We start from the raw sequence: 26,033 nt of genomic DNA, 5'->3' as shown, positions 1-26,033 counted from the left end.
ACCCAATGATAATATTACTTTATTTTTTAAATATAACAATCAGTGATAAAATAGAAAGGACAAATAAAGGGTTAGTTTACCCCGGAGCAACCGTTAGTTTTAGTCAGAGTAAACAGACGCTAGCACCCCGATCCGTTCAACTAACAATCAGTGGGGGAAGAGCGAAAAACCCCACTGATTGAAGTTTCACTTTATTAAATAGAAAACTATCCATCAACAGGTTGAAGATTTATGTTTAGATGAATTAAATTTAGAAGCAGAACGAGATAATGTATGTATAAACATAAGAAAAGCGACAACCTTGATTCATATATAAATAATTCATTGATTGAAAGCGGTTATTTAAAAAAATACTTTACCATATAGGATGGGACATGCCATGAAAGAAATGAAAGAAGCGCTTGCTTTATATCCGAAGAAAACAATTGATATTAATACATTACAAGAATTATTCTCCGCCTTTTTTGATAGCTATGAAGCATTTGCAGAAGAAGTGCTTGCACTAGAGAATGCAGGCATTTTGTTGATGATGAAAAGTAAAGGCCGCTCGACTAGACAACCATCTATCGCCCTGCATTATCGTATTCAAAGCGCAACGTTAAAAAAAGTTCATCACCATCTCCTACAACAATACCGTATACAATTCCACTCTGCTATAAACCTAGACTACTATTACCAGCATGATCCCAAGCAATGGCATGAAGATTTACCGTATTTACAACAAATTGACCAGTACATAAAGAGGCACGGATTTCCTATTGAGGCGATCCCAGCTCCAGAACGCAGCTATGAGATTGTAGGGGATGAGAAGTGGATTACCGAGAAAAAAGGAAAGGAACTACTAGAACGAGTTCAATTATTCAATAAACTGCAGGTAATCCCTGTATCCGAGCCATTACAGTTTGCGATTAACCCAGATAAAATACAGCACTCCATGCAAATGCACTTGGTTGTCGAGAATAAAACAACCTATCAGGGCTTATTGCCATCCATTAAACAAACTTCTTTTGCCACACTTATTTATGGGAGGGGAAAGGGTATTATTCAGAGCATGGAGCAATTTGATCGGCAATATCCAGTCACTGCTAGTCACCACTTCTTTTATTTTGGAGACATAGACAGAGAAGGTATTGCCATTTGGCATAGCTTAACGAAAAAGGTTGAGATGCAGTTAGCACTACCCTTTTACCGAGCATGCTTAGAGAGGCAACCTGCACAGGGTAAGGATTACCAAAGACAACGCCTTGAAGCAGAGGAAGCATTCTTCCAGGGTTTTAACAAAGCGGAGCAAAGTCAACTAAAGGACCTACTTGAGGCGGGGTATTATTATCCACAGGAAACACTTAAAACAAAGGAATTACAAAAGATTTGGGAGGGATCGCATTGGAACGATATGATATAGCAACTATCACTGCAGGCTATCATGAAAGGATCCGTCGTCTCGCTTTGTTTGATCCCTTAACAGACTTGGATCGTAAACGCGAAAAAGATGAGAATGAAAAAGTTATTGATATGAAGGGATTGGGTTTATTAACTCTACTGTTTTTCTTTGAACAGAAGGTGATGCGACAGTATAAAACAGGTTTAAAACAGCTTGCTACTTTTATTCAAGAAGTGACAGCAGATAGCTATCAGCTACAAGCAAATGATTACTATCGTCTTGCTGGAACGCTTATTGAGACCTTTCGTCCGGTGACCGGTCTGAAGCGTACATATCCCTTCTATAACTGGGAAATGAATCAAAGAGAGCAGCTGGAGTATTCCATTCTAAAGACAAACCGATTCAATCAAGCGACTAATGAACAGTATTACACTTTAGATGATGATGGGCTCGAGCTAGTTTTTGCGACCAGAGAGTTTTATAGTGAGTTTCAATTATCGATTAATCAGTTAATGCTTCGCAAACAATTGGAAAGGGGCGAATTCAATGGTGCCCTGCGCCAAATTAACGAAATGCGGGTTGCAGTGGAAAACATTGATGGGCGAATGCTAACACTTAAACAGGAGATTCAACGAAGCATTGTCTCAGAGGAAACGTTTGATCGGTATAAAGAAGTATTGGATGACAGCTATAGTCGCCTGCAACGAGAGGACGATGAGTTCAAAGAGTTGCGACAATTTGTGAAAGAAACAAAAGATCGGCTTTATGCGAAGGATATTCATCGTAAGGAGCAAAAAACCTATGATCTTATCCTGACCATTACGAGAGAATTGGAAGCCGTTCATTATGATCATTCGAGATTACTAGAACAAACCTTATCACTAAAAAACACCACACTTATAACGGCACAGGAATCCTTGTATTATACGGGAATTGAAGCTTTTAACTTCGATCATGAGATTACCTCTCATATCATCTCAGTGCCTCTTCCAATAGAGACGATGAAAGGTGTGCTACATCCCTTTTTACAAGTAGAGGAAGAAAGGTCTTGGTCACCTTTCACGCTTTTTGCGGAACAAAATATAGTAGAAGATCGACAGGAGGAGAAAGAGGCTACCATGCCGGAAGCAGAAAGTGATGAGGAAATAAATGAGCGGAATAACCTGTTGCGTAAACAATATAAAAAGCTAATGGAGGAATTGTTAAGCCTGTTAAAGGAGCAGCCGGAAATAACCCTTTCTGCCATATTTGACCATTTAACAGAAACGAATCAGGCACAGCTTTATACAACAAGGTCTTTTTATGATTTTTGGCTCATTTTACATCAGCGCTCTCCCATCTCTCGTGGGGATATGGAGCATGATGAAGATGGGAGTTCTCTGTTAACAGAAGCATTATACATACTTGGTGACAATCGGCTAATTATTACAGAGGAGAACACCATTCTAAACCGATATAAACGTTATTCCATTCAGGAAATGGTCATTCGATTGGAGGAATCCTAATGCACTATAGTGAAGAGAAGGTAATGAAAGCTTTTCAAATCTATGCAAACCTAGCAAGGACAGCTGTTACCGACCAGGAAGCAGTGCAATTATACCGGGCAGATGACGATATTCGAAGTTTGTTAGATTTGTATGCAAAAGAAGTGGATGCTGTCATCGTGAACACGACCGAACATTTATATTTAATTCCAGAGACAAAGCTATCAAGCTTCCATGTCAGCAATGATTGGATAAAGCGTCATTATTTGCGCTCAGGGGCAACGAACGGAGATATTTACTTACTTTATTTCGCCACGATCATTTTATTTGGCACCTTCTATAATTCGTATCAGAGCGGGCGGCCCACGCGTGATTTTTTAAGAGTAGAGGAATGGATGCATCAAATTCAAGAACTCATGGAGCAATTGCAGGCATTAGATGAAGAAGTATTAAAACAAAAAGAAAGTGAGTTTTCCTATAATTGGCGGCAAATAGTCGATAAATGGGTTGATATGAATGATATTAAAGAGAGTGTTAAGCGGCAAACGGGAAATACGATAAGTCGCTATAGCTTCTTAGATACCGTAAAACGATTTTTAGTTGATCAAGATCTGGTAATGGATCAGGGGAATGAGGAGATAGCCTTAACGGAAAAGGCGAAAACCATTATCCAACGTTACTTTATGGAAGTGGAATATAACAAAGGAATCTTTACATTTATATATGAGATGGAGGGGGAGAAAGCAAATGCCAGCGATTAGTAAGATCCGATTAGCGAATGTTATTTATGAGGAAGGTAATAAGCGCTATAACGATGAATTGTTTTTGTTTGATGGCTACAATGGTGCTATTTTATTAGAAAATGGTGGAGGCAAAACAGTGCTGATCCAAACCGCACTTCAAGCCATGCTGCCACATACAGAACTGGCTAGTCGGAAAATAGGTAAAACCTTAACGTTGGCAAGTGCGCCCGCCCATATTGCAGTGGAGTGGATCATTAATGATAAACCGAGGCGTTATGTGGTAACGGCTGTTACGCTTTTCATGAATAAGCACGGATTAGACTCCCTCCGTTATGTGTATGAATACCAACAAGGCGATCCACATGCGATTGAAGAAATCCCATTTGTTCGGGAAGTACAGGGTGGGAAACGTCCTGCTGAGCGCGGCGAAATGCAAGACTATTATAGTGCAATGAAGGATAAATCCTTATCCGCAAACACCTTTAACACCATAAAAGACTATCGTGCATACATAGAAGACAATTATCAGATCATCTCTAATGAATGGGAAAGCATTGTGAAAATTAATAGCTCAGAAGGTGGAGTTGAGGCGTTTTTCGAAGCATGTAAAACGACCAATCAGCTTTTTGATCGCCTGCTCATTCCTACTGTGGAGCGTGCAATGGCAGGACATGATGAGACGCTCTTTGCCGATCTGTTTGAACAGCGTTACACGAGTTTTAAAAATTACCAAAAACTGAAGGAAACAATCAAAGAGAATGAGAAGATTCAAGAGGAGTTAACAGGTTATACAACTGCCTTTGCAAGACTCCATTCCAAGGAGCAGGACTTCCTTGAGGCAAAACAACAAACAAAAGGGATCTGGGAACAAACAGTAGAGCAGAAGCAAGCTTTCGAGGCTGAAAGGGAGTCTTTACAAGCTAAAGAAATCAGCCTGCAACAGGACATGGACCAACATCAGGTGAAAGTGTCCTCTCATGAAATTGCTGAAAAGGTAGCAGAAATACAGGAGATTAAGAAGAACTACGACAATGCTCATCTAGTTTTAAAGGAGCAGAAGGAAAAGGTCGAAGAAGTGGAGAGTCATCGTGCTGCATTGCGGTATGCGAAGTTTACGAAGGATAAGCATGCAGCAGAGCAAGCACTCATTTTTATTCAGGAACAGATCGCTTCTTCTGAGAAAAAGTTCGATTTAGAAGAGATACAGGATCAATTGACCGAAGCGGAACAAGCCTTGCATGGTGCCTATCTATCTCAAATAGAATCCATAGGTAATGATAGGAAAGACTTGCAGCTAGAGAAAAATCCGTTGCAACAACAAGTAGTTACGCTAAAACAGCAATGCGAAACGTATCTAAAAGTGAAGCAAAGCTTAAATAACGAGGTAATAAAATTAACCTCGTTTATAGAAAATCGAGAAAAAGACAGTGAGCAACTGCGTCAATCTCTCCTGGCAAACCCAGAACAGGAGAAAGTAGAGGAACAATTACCGACATGGGAAAGCCGTTACCAAGCATTGGATAATGAAATTACCCAGCTGAAAACGGACAAAAAAAGATTTGTTCGTGAAGCTGAGGAGAAACGACAAGAGAAACAAGAATTACGAGAAACCCTTCAACAGAATGGACTGCAATCACAACAAGTAGAACAACACTTAAATACCATGAAGGAAGATGAACAGCAATTGGTTCAATCTTTAGCTATGCTCAAAAGTAACTGGCAGAACATTGCTGGAATCCATTTACAACAGGAATCCATCCAAGGACAATTGGAAAGCAATCTAGAAAAGCAGCGAATAGAGCGTAAGAAATGGCTTGATAAGGAACGTCTCGCTTTACGCTATGTGGACGATTACGGGGAGCAGGATACATTTTTTAGTGATCCCTTTTTAGCAAAGCAAATTGAAATTTGGAAAAACCAAATCGATTACATCGAGACAGGGATTGATTATTTATCTCAGCTCCCAAGTGAAAAGCAAGAGCTGTTAAAGCAGGAGGCGTTATGGCCTAGCATCATCGTGACAACAGAAAAGGCAAAGCCCCGTTTAATGGAACGATTAGAGCAAGTATCTGATCGAATTATGATGCCAGTGATGATTGTGTCAACAGAAGAAGCAACGAGCCTTACTGACATGGAAAAGGGTAACTGGATTGTACCTAATCACTGGAGTAAAAACATTGATGGTGATCAATTTTCGACATGGAAGCAGAAATTAGAGCAGCATGCTAAAGACATTACGAATACAAGGGAACATACAGAAAATGAGTTAAAGAGTTGGGAACATGCATTAAACCAATTCCTCCATTTTCTAAAGAAGTATCCCTACGACCAGGTAGTCTCATGGCAAGAAGATATGTCTAACCTACAAACCGTGAAGGAAAAAACAGAAGCAATTATGCGACAAGTAGAGAAATATTTAGGCGATCTCAACCAGTCGATTGATAAAAATGCAAAACGAACAGAAGAAGCAGAAGCAGAGCGTACTGGTATGGAAAGGAAACTACAAGATGGCCAGCAATATGAAAACTATCAAAAAGAGATAACCAAACACACGCTTGATAAAAAGAAACATAATGAAGAACAACAGGCAGTTGAACGAAAAGTGAAACAGACAACACGTGCATTGGACCGTTATGAAGAAGATATTAAACTGTTGGATGAGCGGATGCGGGAGTTAGAAGTAGAAAAGGAAAAGGTTCAAAGTAATCCGTATTATCAAGAGGTTTCCGGGTTATCCGCATCCTACACAGGAGAAGATGTCACAATCCTTCTAACGAAGCGAAAGGAACTACTTAGACAAAAAGACCGCATTTCACGCCAAATTGGGGAATGGGAAGCAAAGCAAGAAACGGAGCGGCAACGAATCCAGACTACAAACGAAAGAATGTATGAAATTGAACAAGACTATCCCACGGTTGACAAGAATTTGGATTTTCCTGCTGATGGCGACTATTATATAGAACGATTAAAAGGACAAATACAAACGTCTAAAAAGAAATTAGCTCAGATTATGGAAACATATCAAGGGTTTAAATTAGAATTTAGTAATAAAGAAGTCTTGCTTGACCAGGCATACAAAGACTTCCGGTTAACATTTCCACAGGACGTAATTATCGAATTTGAAGGAAATTTATCTGAGGTTAAACAACAGATTCAAACAGAGCAAATAGATCTACAGAAGCGGAAAGGCTTTCTGGAGCAAGAGTTTAAGCGAGTAGATAAGGAGTTAGGTAGTCTAGAGGAGTCACAACGGCTCTTGGAGAATTTTATCGAAGGCTATCATTTCAACGCACCAGGAATTGCAAGTATTGCATTAGATGATCAAGAGGCCCTTGATTTCCAATACCAGCGCAAGCATTTTGCAAAAAAATCTACCGACAGATTAAAAGAGGTGAAGCGGCTTGTAGAGGAAGAAAGGAAGCTTGTCCATGATGCCAAGGATAAATTCCGTGCATTTTGCCGTTCCAAAATAACAGATAAGAAGCTTCAGCAAATGGCCATTCAGGGTGTAGAACAAAAGCGTGATTATGAGGAAGTTATTACTTTTAAACAGAATATGTTTGCTAGTATTCAACGGATCACGAAATATGCAAATGAGCATATTCGAAAAAGTGATGAGGAGCTTCAGCTTTTTATAAATCAAATTCATACACATCTTGAAACATTAGTAGAAGAACTTGAACAAATTCCAAAGAAAACGAGAGTGAAGGTAGACAACTGGAAAGCAATCTATAGCTTCTCCATTCCCAAATGGGAGTCCGGGGACGGGAAGTTGCGTATTCGAAACCATACAGAGTGGATTATTAACCAATTAGATAGCGATAAATATCAAGATGAGCAGGGCCATCAGGATATGAATAAAGTACGCATTGATTTAGAAAAATGGCTGGAGTCGAAGCAATTATTAAAAGCTGTGATGGACCGGGATGTCATGAAGGTGCATTGTCGTAAGGTCACGAACGACAATCAAGTCTCTAACAGGTCCTATACTTGGGAACAAAGTAATGTTTGGTCTGGTGGAGAGAAGTGGAGTAAAAACATGACCCTTTTCTTAGGAATCCAAAAATATGTAGCAGAAAAGAAAAAAGCAAATTTAACAAATCGAGCGGTCATTTTAGACAATCCATTTGGAAAGGCATCAAGTGATCATGTATTAAGTCCTGTATTTTTCATAGCAGACCAGTTAGGTTTTCAAATCATTGCTTTAACTGCCCATGCGGAAGGGAAGTTTCTGCAAGACTACTTCCCGATCATCTACAGCTGTCGACTACGTGCTTCAAAGGACGCAAACAAAAAGGTCATGACAACAGATAAATGGCTTCACCATGCTTACTTCCAAGATCATGAACCGGCTGTAATTGGACGTTTAGGGCAAACCGAACAGCAACAGCTTGACTTGTCTGAGTGATGGAAGGAGAGTGAAAGAGAAATTTGAGTAATAGGGGGAGGGGACGCCAACTAGCTTGGACTCCTTCTTTTTGGGTATTGATTTTTGTAAATGAGTCGCCCTCATGTTTATGTCTAGTCTCATTACTACAGATACAATAAAGCCCTATTTATGACTCAAAACAAGAAAATCAGGAGGTTAACCAATTTGTTAAAATACAACGTTACCCAATTTACAATCGATGGCCCGTATCAATTCTTCAATAATGCGGGGATAGAAGGAAAACAAAACCTAACCTAACCTAACAGAAGACTACACTATGGTAGTGATGAATTTGAAAAAGTTGTAAGCATTAATTTAAACGGTGTCTTTTACGGCAGAAATATATACTAAAGGTAATGAAAGAACAAGGTTCTGGTTCAGTCGTAATACAGCTTCTGTAGGTGGTATTCGCGGGGTAGGAAACCAGTCTGGCTATGCAGCTCCCGGAAGTTAGATTTCAACTCTAATTTCGAGTGTTGGTACCATAATTATCTGGGCAGTTTTTTAGCTTGGAAAAAGTGATCAGTCTGGAAAGATTTCTAAGTATCTTATCAATTACCTTTATATCTTCGTTGTTCCAGAGTTTTTCCACATGAGCAGGATTCCTATAATAATGGCCAAAACCGTTAGAGCAATGGTTAACAGTAAAGTTTCTACATAGTATTCATTTCCGGTTTCAGCCATTAACTGAACGCTGTAATCAGCTAGTTTCCATGTGGAGATGTTCCAGTATTTTCCGATCAATGATTCAATCATAATGCCAATTGGCAGGATAATGATGGTGAAGGTCGTTGCAATTGTTGGCTTAAACATTGCGCTGAACATAGGGGAAATAGCTGTTGCGAATAAAATAGACAGACAATAAGACAGGACCATTTGAATGCCCTTTTTGTAAAAAGAGCAGCAGGTCTGTTATTTCTTCGGCATCATTTAAAATGTGCGTGGAATACAAAATCGTTGATTGCTGCTGCAATTCTTTTAATAAATTCATTATTTCCCGTCTGCCGGCTGGATCTAGAGCGGACACCGGTTCGTCTAAGACAAGGAGCTTGGGTTTGTGGATGATGGCTTGATCAATGCCAAGCCGCTGTTTCATTCCACCAGAAAAGGTTGCGGTCTATTTTTATAAGTCATTTAAGAACAAATGGAAAACAAGGATAATATTCACTTCAAAGACTACCAAATAGAGACGACTTCGTATCATACCTCATCAAAGATCATGCACTAGATAAACAGCTATCTAGTGTTTTATACATTATAGGAGATTGTCCTGCAAGTCAGCCTTTCTTAAGCTATCGGGGAATGATCTCGTAAGTTCTCAGGAAGTGCTTATACATAACTAACAAAGATTACGCATTTGTAAGGCATTCGTTATCTTATTATCAGCGCTTTTTCATTACATATAGAATGTTGATGCATGTATTAAATCCCACCAACAACAGGTTAGAGTAAAAATTGACAATTGAAACCATTTTTAGCCGGGCGTCGTCAAAAGGGATAGTGACATAAATACTCTTGGAAAGAGGGGGAGTAATGGAGAATGGTAGAAAAGAAGATACATTAGAGGAAATAATGATAGAACATGGAAGTGATTTGGTCAGGCTGGCCTATAATTACGTGAAAGATAAAGAAACTGCAAAGGACATGGTTCAAAACACCTTTATAAAATGTTATGAAAACTTAGATGAATTCAGGTATGATTCTTCAATAAAAACATGGCTGTACAGAATCACGATTAATCAGTGCAAGGATTATTTAAGGAGTTGGCATTACAGGAAAGTGCAGACCAAAGAAGTTCTTGATAATGCGATAAAACCCCTTTTACTTACACCAGAAGACAAGGCAATCAGGAAGTCAGAACAGGAGAAGATCAAAGATTTTATTTTTTCGTTGCCCAAAAATTATCGGGAAGTTATCTTTCTGTATTACTATAAGTCTTTATCAATTGGCGAAATAGCTGAAGTAGCAGAGCTGAATACGAATACAGTTAAAACAAGGCTAAGGAGAGCAAAGCAAAAGTTAAAAATTTTAATGGAGGAGGCAAATGTTTATGGATAACAAGTCTAATAAGGAATTATTTTCTTACTTGGAAAAGGAAGACTTAACCTTTACTAAAGAGGACAGGATTGATACCTTCAAAAAGATTCACCGAAACAGTAATAAAAACAAATCAAACAATAACCCCATCTTTTTCAATATTGTTAAACGTTACATAGGCCCCATATTAGGTACTGCAGTGGTACTTCTCTTAGCGATTGGATTGCTTTTGCCGAATCTATATCAAGGCAATGAAAACAAGCAGCCGATTACAGAGCAAGCCTCCAAACAGGAAACCATATCGTTTTCGGTCTTATTGCTGGGAGAGAATTCAGTTAGTTATAGAAGTACGATACATATCTTACTCACTTATAATAGCAAAGATAACAGTATGAAATTAGTACCGATTCCTCGTGAAACTTATGTAGAAATCTTTAATTCAGAAGGGAAGAGTATGGGTAAAGATAAGATCATGCACGCGCTTGCTCTAGAATCAAGTCCTGAACTGACTGTGACGGCTGTATCGAATCTGTTTGATTTTCCGATTGATTATTATTCCGTAATTCCAGAGGAGGATATTTACGCGAAATTAGAAATGGCTAAAGATGATACCGGAATGAACGGTATTCAAACAAATGAGTTTGGAGATTTAATCAAGGAGCGGCTATCCTTTTCTGAGGTAAAAAGCCTTTTAACAGAAGGCGAAACGAATATACCAAGTGACATACTCAATCAATTACAAACAGAGAAGCGTAATTCTGAATCTACTCAGGTGATTGATATGGAAAAAGGGATAGAGGAAACATTCATCAATGGTATTTATTACAAACAGATTGATCAAAGACTTTTAGAAACAACCTCCGACACGCTGAAACAGCATTTAGCTGACAAATAAATCCACTTAATTAGAAGAGGTTTTAATTATGAGTGCCAGAAAATAAGACCCCCCGACAAAAAAACCAAAACTTCCCCAAACTTCTTTTGCTTAAAGTGTTACAGCGTGTATAATGATTATTGAGCAAGAGAAATGGGGTAGATCAAATGGTTCAATCAATCAATACAAAGGTCGATTTGGTTATCGATGCGACCTCACATTTAGGTGTTTCTGCTTATGGTCAGATCATGATTGGAGACAAGGGATTTGAGTTCTTCAATAAACGTGATGCCCGTAAGTTTATCCAAATTCCCTGGGAAGAAGTGGAGTACGTCATTGCTTCCGTTATGTTCAAGGGTAAATGGATTCCGCGTTACGCAATCCAAACGAAGCGGAATGGAACCTATACATTTTCTTCTAAAGATCCCAAGAAAGTCTTTCGGGCAATGCGTGAATATGTTAATCCCGATCATATGGTCCAATCATTAGGTTTCCTTGATATAATCAAGCGCGGCTTGAAGAGCAAATTAAATAAGTAATAGAAATGGTTTTGCCAACTTTTTCCATATTAAGCCAATCGATTTTCAAGACATTGCGGAAATGCGCAGATCCTTCCCGGCAGCAGCATGATTCTGTAAACTTAGCAGAATAGCAGTTTGGTATGGCCGGGAATAGGAAGAGTATGAATGTAAGCGGCGTCTCTGCCTAGCACTGAAGCGATAGTCCCTGCCAGGCAGGAATAGATTTAGTAAAATAACCTCTTGAAACGGGAAATCGGCTGTGATATAATTTTTCGGAGGAGATCTTTAAAGTATTTTAGAGGCTTATTTTCAGCGGTATAATTAAAGCGTTTTCAACATAAAGTTAAATATGCTATCTCAATTATTTTTACGTGTTACTGATTCGATCAGGCATGAGTGAAAAGGATTGATTAGAACGAAGCGTAAGGGTCTTATTTTCCCCTGCCTTCATTTAATCTTCTTTTTGCTCATGCCTTTTTTAATTTTTTTCGAACGTGTAACCGCTTGATAGGCTGAAAAAATACGCTTTAGGGTTTGCCAAGTTAACGCAAGCTTTAACAATAATAGTAATAGGAGGTAAAAAGATGGTAGGAATTATCATTGCTAGTCACGGTGAATTTGCCAATGGTATCTTGCAATCTGGAGAGATGATCTTTGGAGAGCAGGAAAATGTAAAAGCTGTTACATTGATGCCAAGCGAAGGACCTGATGATGTAAGGGCAAAAATGGAAGAAGCAATTGCCTCTTTCGACAACCAGGACGAAGTATTATTCTTAGTCGATCTTTGGGGTGGAACTCCTTTCAACCAAGCCAGCAGCTTGATGGAAGAGCACCAGGATAAATGGGCAATCGTTGCTGGTTTAAACTTAGCAATGCTGATTGAATCATTTGCATCGCGCTTTTCCATGGATACAGCACATGAGATTGCGACACATATTTTGGACACAGCAAAAGAAGCGGTTAAGGTAAAACCGGAAGAATTGGAACCGGCAGATACTGCTGCAGGTGCTGCTCAGCAAGTGAATACTGGAGCTCCTGGTAAATTCGAATATGTGTTAGCACGTATCGATACGCGTTTACTTCACGGACAAGTAGCGACTGCTTGGACCAAGAATACATTGCCAACACGTATTATCGTTGTATCGGATGAAGTAGCGAAGGATGAACTTCGGAAGAAATTGATTCAGCAGGCTGCTCCATCGGGTGTAAAGGCCCACGTTGTTCCGGTCAATAAAATGATTGAACTTGCGAAAGACGATCAGCATTTTGGCGGTCAGCGCGCGTTGCTTCTTTTCGAAAACCCGCATGATGTACTTAGAGCAGTTGAAGGCGGCGTCCCATTGGAAACAATTAATGTTGGTTCTATGGCACACTCACCTGGTAAGGTTCAGCCGAATAAGGTATTGGCATTTAGCCAAGCTGATATCGATGCCTTCGTCAAATTAAAAGAATTTGATGTGAAGTTCGATGTTCGTAAGGTTCCAAACGATTCAAAAGGGAACATGGATGAAATTATCAGAAGGGCTCAAGCAGAGCTGAACAAACAGAAATGATCCTATTTATCAGATAAAAAGGAGGATTAATAATACTCATGGAATTAACTATTATTCAACTCATATTGATTGTTATTGTGGCATTCTTAGCTGGTATTGAAGGAATCCTGGATGAATTTCACTTCCACCAGCCAATTATTGCCTGTACGTTAATCGGTTTAGTTACAGGAGAATTAGTAGCATGCCTTATCTTAGGTGGTACCCTGCAATTAATCGCTTTAGGTTGGGCAAACATCGGAGCTGCCGTAGCACCGGATGCTGCGCTGGCCTCAGTTGCATCTGCAATTATTCTCGTTTTAGGTGGTCAAGGTGAAGCAGGTGTATCTTCTGCAATCGCGATTGCAGTACCGCTTGCAGTTGCTGGTCTATTATTGACAATCATCGTCCGGACGATTGCAACCGGTTTGGTGCATCTAATGGATGCCGCAGCTAAAGAAGGGAATTTCAGGAAAATAGAATTCTGGCATATTGTCGCTATTTGCATGCAGGGGTTACGTATTGCCATCCCGGCTGCATTGATTTTGGCAGTTGGCGCAGGTCCCGTTAGAGAATTGCTGCAGTCTATGCCGGATTGGCTGACAGATGGTTTGGCAGTTGGTGGCGGAATGGTAGTAGCCGTTGGTTATGCGATGGTTATTAACATGATGGCTACGAAAGAAGTATGGCCATTCTTCGCAATCGGTTTTGTATTAGCAACTATCCCGTCCATCACGCTATTAGGGCTTGGTGCTATCGGCGTGGCGCTTGCGCTTATCTATCTAGCGCTTACGAAGCAAGGCGGTTCAGGTAATGGTGGAAACGGAAACACTGGTGATCCGTTAGGCGAAATTATAGATAACTACTAAAAGGAGGAGGACATAAAAATGGCTCAAGAATTGAAATTATCAAGAAGAGATCGCATTGCTATTTGGTGGCGGTCCACTTTTATTCAAGGTTCTTGGAACTATGAACGTATGCAAAACGGTGGCTGGGCATTTTCCATGATTCCCGCCATCAAAAGATTATATAAAACAAAAGAAGATCGTGCTGCTGCACTACAACGTCACTTAGAATTCTTTAATACGCATCCATATGTAGCTTCTCCTATTATTGGTGTAACGTTAGCGCTGGAAGAAGAACGTGCAAATGGTGCCCCGGTTGATGACAAGGCCATCCAAGGGGTTAAAGTCGGGATGATGGGACCATTGGCAGGTATCGGGGATCCAACTTTCTGGTTCACCGTTAAGCCGATCCTTGGTGCATTGGCGGCTTCCCTTGCTTTGAGTGGAAACATCCTTGGACCGATTCTTTACTTCGTTTTATGGAATATTATTCGTATGGGATTCATGTGGTATTCACAGGAGCTTGGCTACAAAGCCGGTTCCAAAATTACGGAAGACTTATCTGGCGGATTACTGCAGGATATTACCAAAGGCGCCTCGATACTGGGTATGTTCATTCTCGGTTCATTAGTTAACCGATGGGTATCTGTCTCATTTACACCGACTGTATCCGAAGTCCAGCTTGACGAGGGTGCCTATATTGACTGGGATAGCCTGCCTGCTGGATCGGAAGGGATTCGGACGGCATTGGAACAGCAAGCCGCCGGCCGATCATTAAGTGAATATAATGTAACCACTTTACAGGATAACTTAGATAGCTTGATTCCTGGTTTAGCTGGATTGTTAATCACATTACTTAGCATGTGGCTGCTTAGGAAGAAAGTTTCTCCAATCGTGATGATTCTTGGCTTGTTCGTGGTAGGTATTGTCTTCCACGCGATTGGCCTCATGTAATATAAGCTAGACATTTTTCAAAGTGTCCATATAAATAGAAAAGTACCTCCTTGGCAGGATAGATTATCGATCCAAGGAGGTGCTTTTTCTTACAAACCATTCACACAGGATAAACGTAAGAACAGAAAGAATACATATAAATAGATTTTAGGAGGATGGCTATGCTTACTATCGGTTATATTGGAAACGGAAAAAGCACGAACAGATATCATCTGCCGTTCGTACTGCAAAGAGAGAATATAAAGGTAAAAACAATTTATCGAAGAAATCCTCAGCGTGATAATTGGGGTAAGATTGCCGGAGTGAATTATACTTCCGATTTAGATGAATTGTTAAACGACAAGGATATTCAGCTCATTGTGGTGTGCACCAGACATGACAGCCATTATGAATATGCCAAAAAAGTATTGGAACATAATAAGCACTGTTTGGTTGAGAAGCCTTTTATGGAAACCTCTGAACAGGCAAAGGAAATATTTGCATTGGCCAAAGAGAAAGGGCTGATTGTCCAGACGTATCAAAACAGACGTTTCGATAGTGATTTCCTAACCGTACAAAAGGTTATCGAAGAAGGGAAAATGGGAGACCTGCTGGAAGTGGAAATGCATTATGATTATTTCCGCCCCGAAGTACCCGAATCGGTGCATTCCTTTGATCCGGCATCGTCATTTCTATATGGACATGGCTGCCATACATTAGATCAGGTCATCAGCTATTTCGGCAAGCCGGATGATATACACTATGATGTCAGACAATTGCTGGGACAAGGAAGAATGAATGATTATTTTGATCTGGATTTATATTACAGCGGATTGAAAGTATCGGTGAAATCGAGTTATTTTAGACTGAAAGAGAGACCGAGCTTCGCTATTTATGGCAAGAAGGGCAGCTTTATAAAAGAAACCAAAGATCGTCAGGAAGAACATCTCAAACTATTCTACATGCCGGATAACAAGGACTTCGGTATAGATACGTTAAAACACTATGGCACGCTGACATATGTCGATGAAGAAGGAACCGTCCACGAAGAAAAAGTGAAATCCGTAGATGGTGATTATGGCCTTGTTTACGATGATCTATATGAAGCCATCATAAATGGCAAAGATAAAACCATAACAGACGAGCAGACAATGCTGCAAATGGAAATATTAGAAACCGGGGTTAAGAACTTGAAGTGAAGATTATATGATAGAGATTTGCTGGCAAGTGCTCGTATAAAAGAATAATATAGTGAAAAGAAATGGTGACCTTTATAAAAGGGTCACCATATTTTTTGGTAGTGTAAGATAGGCAAAAATCTTTATTTATATATCATTTTAGGGCGTTTATTACGATTTTTGCGGCCTCTGCAATGAGAGCATCGTCATAGGTTGCATCCTCCGTATCGCGGTCAGATAGAATGGAGATGGCAATTGGACCACGGTCAGGCGGCCAAACAATGGCAATGTCATTTCGTGTTCCGTACATTCCTGCCCCGCTCTTATCACCAACGACCCAATTTTCAGGCACACCAGCGCGGATTAGTGTATCTCCAGTGGAGTTACCGACTAACCAATCGGTCATAAGTTCACGCTCTTCTGAAGGAAGCAAATCACTCAGCACAAATGTTTGCAGATTTGTGGCAAGTTCTCTCGGTGTACTTGTGTCACGAGAATCCCCCGGAACCGTGAAGTTCAAATCGGGCTCGAAACGAACAGACTCTGTAACTGTATCGCCAATCTCCCTCAATGCAGCTTCAAATCCTGCAGGCCCTCCCAATTCTTTGAAAAGTAGATTCCCTGCTGTATTGTCGCTGTACCGGATAGCAGCCTCCGCAACTTCCTTCAATGACATCCCTGTATCGACATGTTTCTCGGTGATCGGTGAATATGTAACCAAATCATCCTCCGTGTACGTGATGATTTTCTCGAGTTCGTTCATTGTTTTTTGATCAAGCAATACACCTGCAGCAAGCGCCTTGTAAGTAGAGGCAAAAGCGAACCGCTCATCTGCCCGATAGACGACACTCTTTTCTGTTTCGGTATCGATCGCATAAATTCCGAGGCGGGCGTCGAACTCATTCTCAAGTTGTTTGAATTCCTGTGCGAGTTCCTCTTCGGCAGGAGTTCCTTTTTCCTTATCTGTTTCCGGTTCGGACGGAGAAGCAGGAGACGTGGCAGCTTTCGCGCAACCAGCTAGCATGATGAAAATAAACAAAGATAGAAGGAAAGTGCCCTTAAGTTTAGGGAATCTGGATAACGTAATCATTAATTTCTTCAAAATCATAACCTCTTTTCTAGTAAATGATATTTTCTACTGTTTCGAAGCAATCGAACGCCATTACAAGTGTAATGCAATGTTCAATACTTTCAAGCAAAAACTGTCCATTTTCTCTAGCAGTTATAAAAGCTGAATAGCCGATTGATATAAATAATAGTTATTCAAAGGTGTGGATTTCCTTTTTCTCTATGTAGTTTTCTTCACTAATTTCCTTCCTGTCACTAACCAAAAGAGACTGGAATGCATCGAACAGTTCCTGTATCTCTTCCTGCTCATTAATCAAATTCATCCCTTTTTGATACTCTGACTCATCCTTATATCGAGATATCTCTATCCATTTCGTGCCATCGTCTTTGCTTTTCAGATACATTGTATGAAAATCCAGATACCTGCTATAAACTTCGGATGCCTTCTCTTGAATCAGTAAATATTCATCTGTTTTATCTTCTCGGATATGGTATTGATAGATTTTAACAAACATAATTCGCCCTCCAATTTAATGATGTTCATTATATAAAAACATCCTTAACATTGAACATAGAGTGTCCTTGCTATAAATATCTTAACGCAAAAAAGCAATTGACGAAATATTTATGCTAATATAGTTTACAATAGCACCGATTTCCAATTTAAGTACTTTTTAACAAAACTAGGAGACTAAATTTGGTTTCCGGACAACTTTTTCAAAGTGATTTATTTATTTGCGCAACCCTGCTTATGCTGTTTTTATTCGTTCTATGTTTTGAGTTAGCTATATTTACTGGACTCTATAGAAGCAGTAAAAAGAAGTCTATGATTTTCCTGGTGATAGTTTTGGCGGGGAATATTTACTCGTTAATAGCAATCTTTATAAACTACTCCATATATCTAGGGATTTCTTTATTATTGATTTTTATATTAATGATAACTTTAGCCATCTATTCTGTAAAAAAATCGAAGGGGCCGGGACTAAAAGTGAAATCAGACATGAAGTGAATTCAGACTTGAAATGAAATCAAACATGAAGTGAAACCAAATTGAAGTGAATTCCTTTAAACGCCCAATCTTTATTCCAGGTTTTTTAGGTAACCACCAGCATACCATTCTTCCGGTCCGGGAGAACAGCGGGTGGTTCCCGTCTTCATATGGGCGGCAACGCGGGCTTTGAATGTGGTTTATTATATAAACTCAAAAGCATTATAAAACCCCTTAGGATATTACATCCAAAGGGGTAAAAGCTCGGTGAATTATTGCTTTTTTTGTGGAGTCATGATGCATTTCAAATCTATTAACTATAGATTAGCAGTTGTAAGCTCGTTTACTGCTAAGATTGCATCAGCAATTTGCTCTGGTGTAAGTTCCGGATTCATGTTATGCGATGTTTCTTCGGCTGCAGTTGCTAATTTACCGATTTTGAGTAAGTCTTCATAAGCAGCGTTTTCTAAATGAAGATCTTTCAATGTTGTTGGTAATTCAATTTCTTTGAAGAATTTCGCATAACGTAAGATTTCCGTTTCGGAATATCCTTCAAGTACTAATTGAGTTAAGACACCATACGCTACTTTTTGGCCATGTGTCAGATGGTGAATGTCGCCTTCTAATGCAGTAAATCCATTATGAATCGCATGAGCTGCGGCTAGGCCACCATTTTCAAATCCTAATCCAGATAATAGCGTATTTGCTTCTATAACAGCTTCAACTTGGGGAGTCACTAGCCCTTTTTTCGCTGCTCGGTATGCTGCAATACCTTGATCGAATAAAACTTTTTCTGCTTTTTCAGCAATTGCTTGTCCAGCAAGGGTTGCTTTTCCGCCAGCCATTGTATCTGAATTTCGTTTTTTGGAAGCCCTCGTCTCAACAAACGTTGCCATTGCATCTCCCATACCTGAAGCCAGAAGAACGGTTGGTGCACCAACAACTATTTTTGAATCAATTAAAACTAAATCCGGATTTTTGTTATAGAATTTGTAGCCCTCAAACACACCTTCATCTGAATAAATGACTGAAAGTGCACTTGTTGGTGCGTCCGTTGATGCCGTTGTAGGTGCAACAACAACTGGAATACTTAGGTTATCGCCAACTGCTTTTGCAGTATCAATTGTTTTTCCGCCACCTAGTCCAATTACGACATCAGCATTTTTCTCTTTCCCAGCCTGAGTCAGACGGTCAATTTCTGTATTGGATGCTTCACCAGTAAATTCCTCATAAAAGTAGGAAGTGTCGGATGATTTGAAGCTCTCTTCTATTGTATCTCCAGTAATCCCCCAAACGTTGCTATCAGATAAAATGAGGGGTGCTTTTCCAATCTTCGCAACTTCTTCCCCGATTTTACTAAGAACTCCTGCGCCCTGAATATATTTTTTAGGTGAAATAAACACGCTCTTTTGCATGGTTAATGGCCCCTTTCTTCATAATAAAAATTTCCTTTTCCGTAAATAGTAATTTAGTAGTTTGGCACTGTGAATCATTTCGCCTGAAAAGACTATAGTGATTCATTATCTGCAGATTATCCCCGTAAATTCTGCCTGTTAACTCGATGGGATACCTGCTGTTTCGTTAATAACGAAATCTCCCGGTCCAAATATCAGCCCCTTTCGGATCATTCCAGTTCACGCCAGAACAAAAAATCTGCAATTATCCTCCATAATTGGACTTTTCCCGGTTTCTCTTGAAATTAATCAATGTTCTCTGTAAGAAAAGGTAGGACCAGAATCTGGAAGGCTATGTTCCTGGGAAAAGGCCTCTTTTCTGTCGACTTACAACGATTCCGCCAATTAACCGCTTGCAATTATCAGATGATTACAGTATTTTTTTTAAAATCTTTCAGTATTTTTAATAGAATATGATATGATTATAGATAGAACATTAATGACTACCTAGAAGTGGACTTGTTTAGATCATAAAGCAAGCACTTACATTTTTATTATAGGGGATGGGAACGGTTACAATGAAAAGCGTACATGAGAAGACAGATGTAATCTTAATTGGTGCTGGAGTCATGAGTGCGACATTGGGGTCACTGCTGAAAGAGTTAGCACCTGATATGGAAATCAAAGTGTTTGAAAAACTTGCTAACCCAGGAGAAGAGAGCTCGAATGAGTGGAATAATGCCGGGACAGGGCATTCGGCACTCTGTGAGCTTAATTATACGACCGAGAACTCTGACGGGACAATGGACATTAACAAGGCAATCAACATAAATGAACAGTTTCAGCTTTCCAGACAGTTTTGGTCTTATCTTATAAAGAGCAATCTGATTCGGAACCCTCAAGATTTCATAATGCCATTACCACATATAAGCTTAGTGCATGGGGAGAAAAATGTGGCATTCTTGAAAAAGCGTTTTGCAGCGCTGACAAGCAATCCACTCTTCAAAGGAATGGAATTTTCCGATGATCCTGAGAAACTGAGGGAATGGCTTCCGCTTATCATGGAAGGGCGCTCATCCAGTGATCCGATTGCGGCAACGAAAATCGATTCTGGAACAGACGTCAATTTTGGTGCTTTGACCCGCATGATGTTTGACCATCTAGAGGATAATAATCTGGACATAAACTACAGACATAATGTGAAGGATATTAAGCGTACAAGTGACGGCTCGTGGGAATTGATAGCGGAGGATATCGATAACGAGATAATCGAATCCCATACGGCGAAATTCGTCTTTATCGGTGGTGGAGGCGGTAGTCTGCCTTTACTGCAAAAGACGGGCATTCCAGAGTCAAAGCGCATTGGAGGATTTCCGGTAAGCGGCCTCTTTATGGTATGCAACAATCCAGAAGTGGTAGCAAAGCATCAAGCGAAAGTATATGGCAAGGCGAAGGTAGGGGCTCCACCGATGTCCGTACCGCATATCGATACAAGATATATCGGTAACAAACAAGCATTGCTGTTTGGGCCATTTGCCGGCTTCTCGCCGAAGTTCTTAAAGACAGGCTCCAACTTTGATCTGATCAGTTCCGTAAAACCGAATAATTTATTGACCATGCTCTCGGCAGCATTCAAACAGATGCCATTGACAAAATACTTAATCCAGCAGGTATTGTTATCGAATGAAAAGCGCATGGAAGAACTGCGGGAGTTTATCCCGAATGCCAAAAGCGAAGACTGGGATATCGTGGTAGCAGGCCAGCGCGTCCAGGTAATCAAAGATACGGAGACAGGCGGAAAAGGAACACTCCAATTCGGAACAGAAGTAGTCACAGCTGCTGATGGTTCCGTCGCTGCCTTGCTCGGAGCATCTCCAGGAGCATCCACCGCCGTCCACGTAATGCTTGAAGTATTGGAAAAATGCTTCCTGGGACAAATGAAAGAATGGGAACCGAAGATCAAAGAAATGATCCCGTCCTATGGTATCTCGCTAACGGATAACCCAGAGCTTTTCCACGAAGTCCACTCATCAACAGCACAGACGCTAGGACTTAATGAAAATCCCAACCCAAGTAAATCGGTTGGATGAAGAAACAGACTCGGCAGCAGCCCTATCAGCAGATGCCACTAATAATTTACAGAGCCTTTAACCTAGCAATGGGTTAAAGGCTCTTTTTTGGCTGGATTTACGGGCTGGTTTAATGGAGATAGGCTGTGCGAAGCAGCGTTTTCCCGCTTTGGATTTCAGCCTGCACAGGGCCGGCTACAATTGCCGCGCCGCCGCAATTGTGAACATCAGCAATAATTATGTGAACATCGGCATTTTTTTGTGAACATCAGCCATTTCCGGTAAAATATCAGCCTTTTCGCTGTGAACATCAGCATTTCCGCCGATTTCCCATCAGATTGGCGCTCCACCCGCGTTGATCAGCACTCCTGAAGGGCCCCATGCACGCCGGAGGGCTCCTCGGAACTCACTCAGCCCCCGCCGCGCCGCCCCAATTGTGAACATCAGCAATTATTATGTGAACATCGGCATTTTCTTTGTGAACATCAGCCATTTCCGGTAAAATATCAGCCTTTCCGCTGTGAACATCAGCATTTCCGCTAATTTCCCATCAGATTGGCGCGTCCCCCGCGTTGATCAGCACTCCTGAAAGGCCCCATGCACGCCGGAGGGCTCCTCGGAACTCACTCAGCCCCGCCGCCCCGCCCCAATTGTGAACATCAGCAATTATTATGTGAACATCGGCATTTTCTTTGTGAACATCAGCCATTTCCGGTAAAATATCAGCCTTTTCGATGTGAACATCAGCCTTTCCGCTAATTTCTCGCCCTCGCCGCCGATTCCCCGCTCCCCGCGCCCCAACGCTCACCCTCGCATCCGCGCCGCTCCCCGCGCCCCAACGCTCATCCCCGCATCCGCGCCCTTCCCGCACCCCAACGCTCATCCCCGCGCCGCCTCCCCTGCTCCCGCTCACATCCCTGCGTCCGCGCCATCCCCCACCCCCACACTTTGTTAAGTTTTTGTAAATTGGGTTTTAGTAAACTTTAATCTATGCTATCATCCATTGTAGAAAACCGATATTGTGTTTCGAAAACAGGGGGGTGTTCTTTATGGAAGAGAGAGTGCTGCGGAAGCTGTTTCTCGGTTTTATCCAGATTCATATCCTGCACCATGCGAAGGAGCATCCGATATTTGGCCTGTGGATGCTGGAAGAGCTGAAGGAGCATGGGTATAACATCAGCTCAGGTACCCTGTATCCAATCCTTCATTCCATGGAGACGGACGGGCTTTTGATAATGGAAGAGAAGAATGTGGAGGGTAAGATCAGGAAGTATTACCGGATAACGGAAAAAGGAAATGCTGTTCACGATGAGGCAAGAATAAAGGCATATGAATTATTTAAGGAAATCAGAGATTAAAAAAGTGACCGATTAAAAGGAGAGGAGCAAACGAATGGATCAATCAACAGGGAAAGAAAGAGGCTTATTTCATACTTTGCTTGAAATTTTAATGGTTTCGACCAGATTGGGATTCACATCCTTTGGCGGTCCCATTGCCCATTTGGGTTATTTTCATGAAGAGTACATTCGCAGAAGAAAGTGGATGGATGAGAAGAGCTATGCTGACCTCGTGGCATTATGTCAGTTCCTGCCAGGCCCTGCAAGCAGTCAGGTGGGGATTGGGATAGGTGTGATGCGCGGGGGTGTTTTGGGAGGCTTCGTATCGTTTATTGGTTTCACGCTGCCATCTGTATTTGCGCTGATTATTTTTGCTTTAATATTACAAGGTCTGGATGTCGGTGATGCTGGCTGGATTCAAGGCTTGAAAATTGTTGCTGTTGCCGTAGTGGCACACGCTATTTTGGGAATGGCGCAAAAATTGACCCCTGATCTCAAGAGGAAGGCAATCGCTTTGCTGGCATTAGTAGTGGCGCTGCTGTGGCAAACAGCCTATTCACAGATAGCGATTATTCTTTTATCGGCATTTATTGGTTATCTTATTTATCGGGAGCAGAAGGATGAATCGAGTGATAGATTGAGTTTTCCCGTTAGCCGAAGCTTTGCAGTGGCATGTTTAGTATTATTTTTTGGTCTGCTCGTTCTGCTTCCGGTGCTGAGAGAGGTTACGTCATTTCATTGGATTGCGATGTTTGACAGCTTCTATCGTTCTGGTTCCCTTGTGTTTGGAGGGGGTCATGTTGTCTTGCCATTGCTGGAGCGGGAGTTTGTGCCGACTGGCTGGCTCAGTGAAGAGGCTTTCCTTGCAGGATATGGAGCTGCCCAAGCGGTTCCGGGACCACTATTCACATTTGCTGCCTACCTCGGTGCGGTAATGAACGGCTGGGCAGGTGGTCTATTGGCAACCGTTGCTATCTTCTTACCTGCTTTTCTGTTGATTTTAGGGACGCTTCCTTTTTGGGATAGCCTGCGTCGCAATCCAAAGGTCAAGGGGGCACTAATGGGAGTGAATGCGGCAGTGGTTGGAATATTAATCGCGGCATTCTATCAGCCGATTTGGACAAGTACCATTTTGGCGCCAATCGATTTTGCCTTTGCAGCCATCTTGTTTAGCATGCTCGTTTTCTGGAAGCTGCCACCTTGGATGATTGTCGTAACAGGAGCAATCGGCGGTACACTAATGACGCTGATCCAATGATTTCTAATTTAAAACAGGCGGGGAAATGCTTCAGACTCCCCGCCTGTTTTTTATTGGGTAAGAAAAAATAAAAGCATCCCCCTGATTTAAGAGAGATACTTCGGATAAAATCAAACCCACTTTACAACATCATCAAAGGGTCTTCGGGTTTTAGGACGGGGATCTTGCGTGCGGTACCCAAAAGCTGCCATAACCGATATACCGAAATGACCATCCTCCAGTAATCCTTCCTCATCCAGCAGCTGATTCATCTTTTCAATGTTAAAGCCCTCGATAGGACAGGAATCAATGCCGATTTGGGCAGCGGCAGTCATCATATTCGCAAGAGCTACATAGGTTTGCTTGGATGCCCAGTCATATAAAGGGCGCTCCCCGTCGAGCAGTTTAAAATCATCCCGCTGGAACTCTTCTACTTTGCTTAGGAACTTCTCCAGTATTTCCTCTGGGAAATGGGAGACATTCTTTAAATGATCCTGCAAGTAATCGGAGTTATATATCGTGTCGACCTTGGTTCTGGCCAGAAAAATTACAAAATGACTTGCGGCTGGAAGCTTGCTGAAAGCACCCCATGATGCTTGTTTGATTTTCTCGCGAAGCTCAGGATTCTGAACTACAACGAAGCGCCATGGCTCAAATCCAAACGAACTTGGTGACAATCTGCCTGTTTCTAAAATAAATCGAAAATCCTCATCGGGAATTTGTTTGTCGGGGTCAAACTCCTTAGTAGCGTGTCTGAAATGAAAGGCATCCATGATTTCTTGTTTTAAAGTATCTTTATTACGCAACTGATCCACTCCTTCTGCTATTTGTGCTTATTGTAATATAATGCATTCACCCTTTTCAAATATGCGAGACTTAATCGGTTGGCCTATTTGACGTTTCGCCGGCAATCGGATAAGATATCAGAGAAGATATACGCGTGCTTATACGAGAGAGGTTCATAGCAGATACCCTCTATAAAAAACTATGGATACTTGATTGCGCCATGTCCATACGGATGGGGCTTTTTTGTTTTTATCCGGAATGTTTGTATAGATTGGTAGGAACGCTCTTTTATGAAAGTGTGGAATCACATTTTACTAGGGGGTTATTTTTATGTCCGGCCGAAGCCAACAAGAAGGTTTAGAGGATTTAACATTATTGGGAAACCAGCAAGTGGATTATTCGTTTGACTATGCACCGCAAGTACTGGAGGCAGTCGATAATCTTCATTCCAATCGCGATTATTTCGTGAAATTCAACTGTCCCGAGTTTACGAGTCTTTGTCCAATCACAAAGCAGCCTGATTTTGCTACGATGTACATCACTTATATACCAGATAAGAAAATTGTCGAAAGCAAATCGCTGAAATTATATCTGTTCAGTTTCCGTAATCATGGGGATTTTCACGAGGACTGCGTTAATATTATCATGGACGACCTCATCAAATTGCTTGATCCAAGATATATTGAGGTGTGGGGGAAATTCACACCACGCGGAGGAATATCGATCGACCCCTGGTGCAATTACGGTAAACCAGATACCAAGTATGAGGAAATGGCAAACCATCGATTGATGAACCACGACCTCAACCCTGAAAAAGTAGATAATCGATAGAAATACAGGAATAAAATAAAAAGCCAATCTAATAAGCCCCAGCCGCAGCCAAATATGCGAAAGCTGGGGCTTTGTTCTGCCCATTTATTCCGCGCGCTGCCTGGTAATTCCGCGATTTTGGAGCTTATTCCGCGCGCCGGCCGATAATTCCGCGATTTTGGAGTTAATTCCGCGCGCCGCTCGATAATTCCGCGTTTTTGGAGATAATTCCGCGCGCCGCTCGATAATTCCGCGATTTTGGAGATAATTCCGCGCGCCGCTCGATAATTCCGCGTTTTTGGAGATAATTCCGCGCGCCGCTCGATAATTCCGCGATTTTGGAGCTTATTCCGCGCGCCGCCCGGTAATTCCGCGGTTTTGGAGGTTATT

20 protein-coding genes, 1 pseudogene and 1 riboswitch are annotated in these 26,033 nt (G+C 41.3%); of the genes and pseudogenes, 15 read left to right on the top strand and 6 right to left on the bottom strand.

Translation table 11 applies throughout. The features are described from left to right. Positions 1-379 precede the first annotated feature (379 nt). The 4 genes from OMHG_RS04730 to OMHG_RS04715 are packed head-to-tail and all read left to right on the top strand — an operon-like array spanning position 380 to position 8,016. On the top strand, positions 380-1,402 hold the full coding sequence (locus tag OMHG_RS04730) for a Wadjet anti-phage system protein JetD domain-containing protein (RefSeq protein ID WP_010648774.1): 1,023 nt from the start codon (positions 380-382) through the stop codon (positions 1,400-1,402). After that, entirely contained in the window at positions 1,384-2,886 is a 1,503-nt protein-coding gene (locus OMHG_RS04725) for a hypothetical protein (RefSeq protein ID WP_010648773.1), read from the top strand. Before OMHG_RS04730 ends, OMHG_RS04725 begins: the two co-directional genes overlap by 19 nt. After that, positions 2,886-3,626 (top strand): DUF6063 family protein, encoded by a 741-nt coding sequence (locus OMHG_RS04720; protein WP_010648771.1) that lies wholly within the window; start codon positions 2,886-2,888, stop codon positions 3,624-3,626. The genes OMHG_RS04725 and OMHG_RS04720 overlap by 1 nt, the downstream gene beginning before the upstream one ends. Continuing rightward, on the top strand, positions 3,613-8,016 hold the full coding sequence (locus OMHG_RS04715) for a coiled-coil domain-containing protein (protein WP_010648770.1): 4,404 nt from the start codon (positions 3,613-3,615) through the stop codon (positions 8,014-8,016). The genes OMHG_RS04720 and OMHG_RS04715 overlap by 14 nt, the downstream gene beginning before the upstream one ends. A gap of 582 nt (positions 8,017-8,598) precedes the next feature. On the opposite strand, the gene OMHG_RS04710 is transcribed toward OMHG_RS04715, so the two are convergent. Both OMHG_RS04710 and OMHG_RS04705 read right to left on the bottom strand, forming a co-directional pair. After that, positions 8,599-8,850 carry a hypothetical protein gene (locus OMHG_RS04710; RefSeq protein ID WP_147629003.1) on the bottom strand — a complete coding sequence of 84 codons (252 nt, stop codon included), beginning with the start codon at positions 8,848-8,850 and terminating at the stop codon, positions 8,599-8,601. Positions 8,851-8,920: 70 nt separating this feature from the next. Continuing rightward, a pseudogene (locus OMHG_RS04705) lies at positions 8,921-9,148 on the bottom strand (AAA family ATPase); the annotation flags it as partial. Between the two features lie 422 nt (positions 9,149-9,570). Here OMHG_RS04705 and OMHG_RS04700 point away from each other — a divergent pair. From OMHG_RS04700 to OMHG_RS04670, 7 genes are all read left to right on the top strand, one after another. Beyond that, positions 9,571-10,095: a sigma-70 family RNA polymerase sigma factor gene (locus OMHG_RS04700; RefSeq protein ID WP_010648762.1), complete on the top strand. Its 525-nt coding sequence runs from the start codon at positions 9,571-9,573 to the stop codon at positions 10,093-10,095. Beyond that, entirely contained in the window at positions 10,088-10,969 is an 882-nt protein-coding gene (locus OMHG_RS17480; RefSeq protein WP_010648761.1) for an LCP family glycopolymer transferase, read from the top strand. Before OMHG_RS04700 ends, OMHG_RS17480 begins: the two co-directional genes overlap by 8 nt. A gap of 146 nt (positions 10,970-11,115) precedes the next feature. Then, a complete protein-coding gene (locus OMHG_RS04690) occupies positions 11,116-11,487 on the top strand; it encodes a DUF956 family protein (RefSeq protein WP_010648760.1) in 372 nt (123 codons plus the stop codon). A gap of 566 nt (positions 11,488-12,053) precedes the next feature. Continuing rightward, a complete protein-coding gene (locus tag OMHG_RS04685) occupies positions 12,054-13,022 on the top strand; it encodes a mannose/fructose/sorbose PTS transporter subunit IIA (RefSeq protein WP_010648759.1) in 969 nt (322 codons plus the stop codon). A 38-nt stretch (positions 13,023-13,060) separates the two neighbouring features. Beyond that, positions 13,061-13,867, top strand: a complete 807-nt coding sequence (locus OMHG_RS04680; protein WP_010648756.1) for a PTS mannose/fructose/sorbose transporter subunit IIC — start codon at positions 13,061-13,063, stop codon at positions 13,865-13,867. Between the two features lie 18 nt (positions 13,868-13,885). Continuing rightward, positions 13,886-14,797 carry a PTS system mannose/fructose/sorbose family transporter subunit IID gene (locus OMHG_RS04675; protein ID WP_010648754.1) on the top strand — a complete coding sequence of 304 codons (912 nt, stop codon included), beginning with the start codon at positions 13,886-13,888 and terminating at the stop codon, positions 14,795-14,797. Positions 14,798-14,958: 161 nt separating this feature from the next. Continuing rightward, positions 14,959-15,975 (top strand): oxidoreductase, encoded by a 1,017-nt coding sequence (locus OMHG_RS04670; RefSeq protein ID WP_010648752.1) that lies wholly within the window; start codon positions 14,959-14,961, stop codon positions 15,973-15,975. A gap of 133 nt (positions 15,976-16,108) precedes the next feature. Here OMHG_RS04670 and bla read toward each other — a convergent pair whose 3' ends face one another. From bla to OMHG_RS04650, 3 genes are all read right to left on the bottom strand, one after another. Continuing rightward, positions 16,109-16,978, bottom strand: coding sequence for a class A beta-lactamase (gene bla, locus OMHG_RS04665; protein ID WP_390621665.1), 870 nt, complete (start codon positions 16,976-16,978; stop codon positions 16,109-16,111). Between the two features lie 235 nt (positions 16,979-17,213). Then, positions 17,214-17,537: a hypothetical protein gene (locus OMHG_RS04660; RefSeq protein ID WP_010648749.1), complete on the bottom strand. Its 324-nt coding sequence runs from the start codon at positions 17,535-17,537 to the stop codon at positions 17,214-17,216. Between the two features lie 790 nt (positions 17,538-18,327). Continuing rightward, the gene (locus OMHG_RS04650) at positions 18,328-19,425 is read right to left on the bottom strand and encodes a glycerol dehydrogenase (RefSeq protein WP_010648745.1); all 1,098 of its coding nucleotides are present in this window, start codon (positions 19,423-19,425) and stop codon (positions 18,328-18,330) included. Positions 19,426-19,982: 557 nt separating this feature from the next. On the opposite strand from OMHG_RS04650, the gene mqo reads away from it, so the two are divergent. The 3 genes from mqo (at position 19,983) to OMHG_RS04630 (ending at position 24,068) form a co-directional block, all read left to right on the top strand. After that, positions 19,983-21,494: a malate dehydrogenase (quinone) gene (gene mqo, locus OMHG_RS04645; RefSeq protein ID WP_010648743.1), complete on the top strand. Its 1,512-nt coding sequence runs from the start codon at positions 19,983-19,985 to the stop codon at positions 21,492-21,494. A gap of 1,028 nt (positions 21,495-22,522) precedes the next feature. Further along, positions 22,523-22,831, top strand: coding sequence for a PadR family transcriptional regulator (locus OMHG_RS04635; protein WP_010648739.1), 309 nt, complete (start codon positions 22,523-22,525; stop codon positions 22,829-22,831). 34 nt (positions 22,832-22,865) lie between these two features. Further along, positions 22,866-24,068 (top strand): chromate transporter, encoded by a 1,203-nt coding sequence (locus OMHG_RS04630; protein ID WP_010648737.1) that lies wholly within the window; start codon positions 22,866-22,868, stop codon positions 24,066-24,068. A 110-nt stretch (positions 24,069-24,178) separates the two neighbouring features. Here the strand turns inward: OMHG_RS04630 and OMHG_RS04625 are convergent, their stop codons facing one another. Continuing rightward, positions 24,179-24,820, bottom strand: coding sequence for an NAD(P)H-dependent oxidoreductase (locus OMHG_RS04625; RefSeq protein WP_237566149.1), 642 nt, complete (start codon positions 24,818-24,820; stop codon positions 24,179-24,181). A gap of 175 nt (positions 24,821-24,995) precedes the next feature. After that, positions 24,996-25,042: riboswitch (PreQ1 riboswitch) on the top strand. A gap of 121 nt (positions 25,043-25,163) precedes the next feature. Here OMHG_RS04625 and queF point away from each other — a divergent pair. Continuing rightward, positions 25,164-25,664, top strand: coding sequence for a preQ(1) synthase (gene queF / locus OMHG_RS04620; protein WP_010648734.1), 501 nt, complete (start codon positions 25,164-25,166; stop codon positions 25,662-25,664). Positions 25,665-26,033: the final 369 nt, after the last annotated feature.

Origin of the sequence: Oceanobacillus massiliensis str. N'diop (genome assembly GCF_000285495.1) — a bacterium.
GTDB lineage: Bacteria > Bacillota > Bacilli > Bacillales > Amphibacillaceae > Oceanobacillus > Oceanobacillus massiliensis.
Note: the sequence above shows the minus strand (reverse complement) of the source record. Positions and strands in the feature narration are given on the sequence as shown.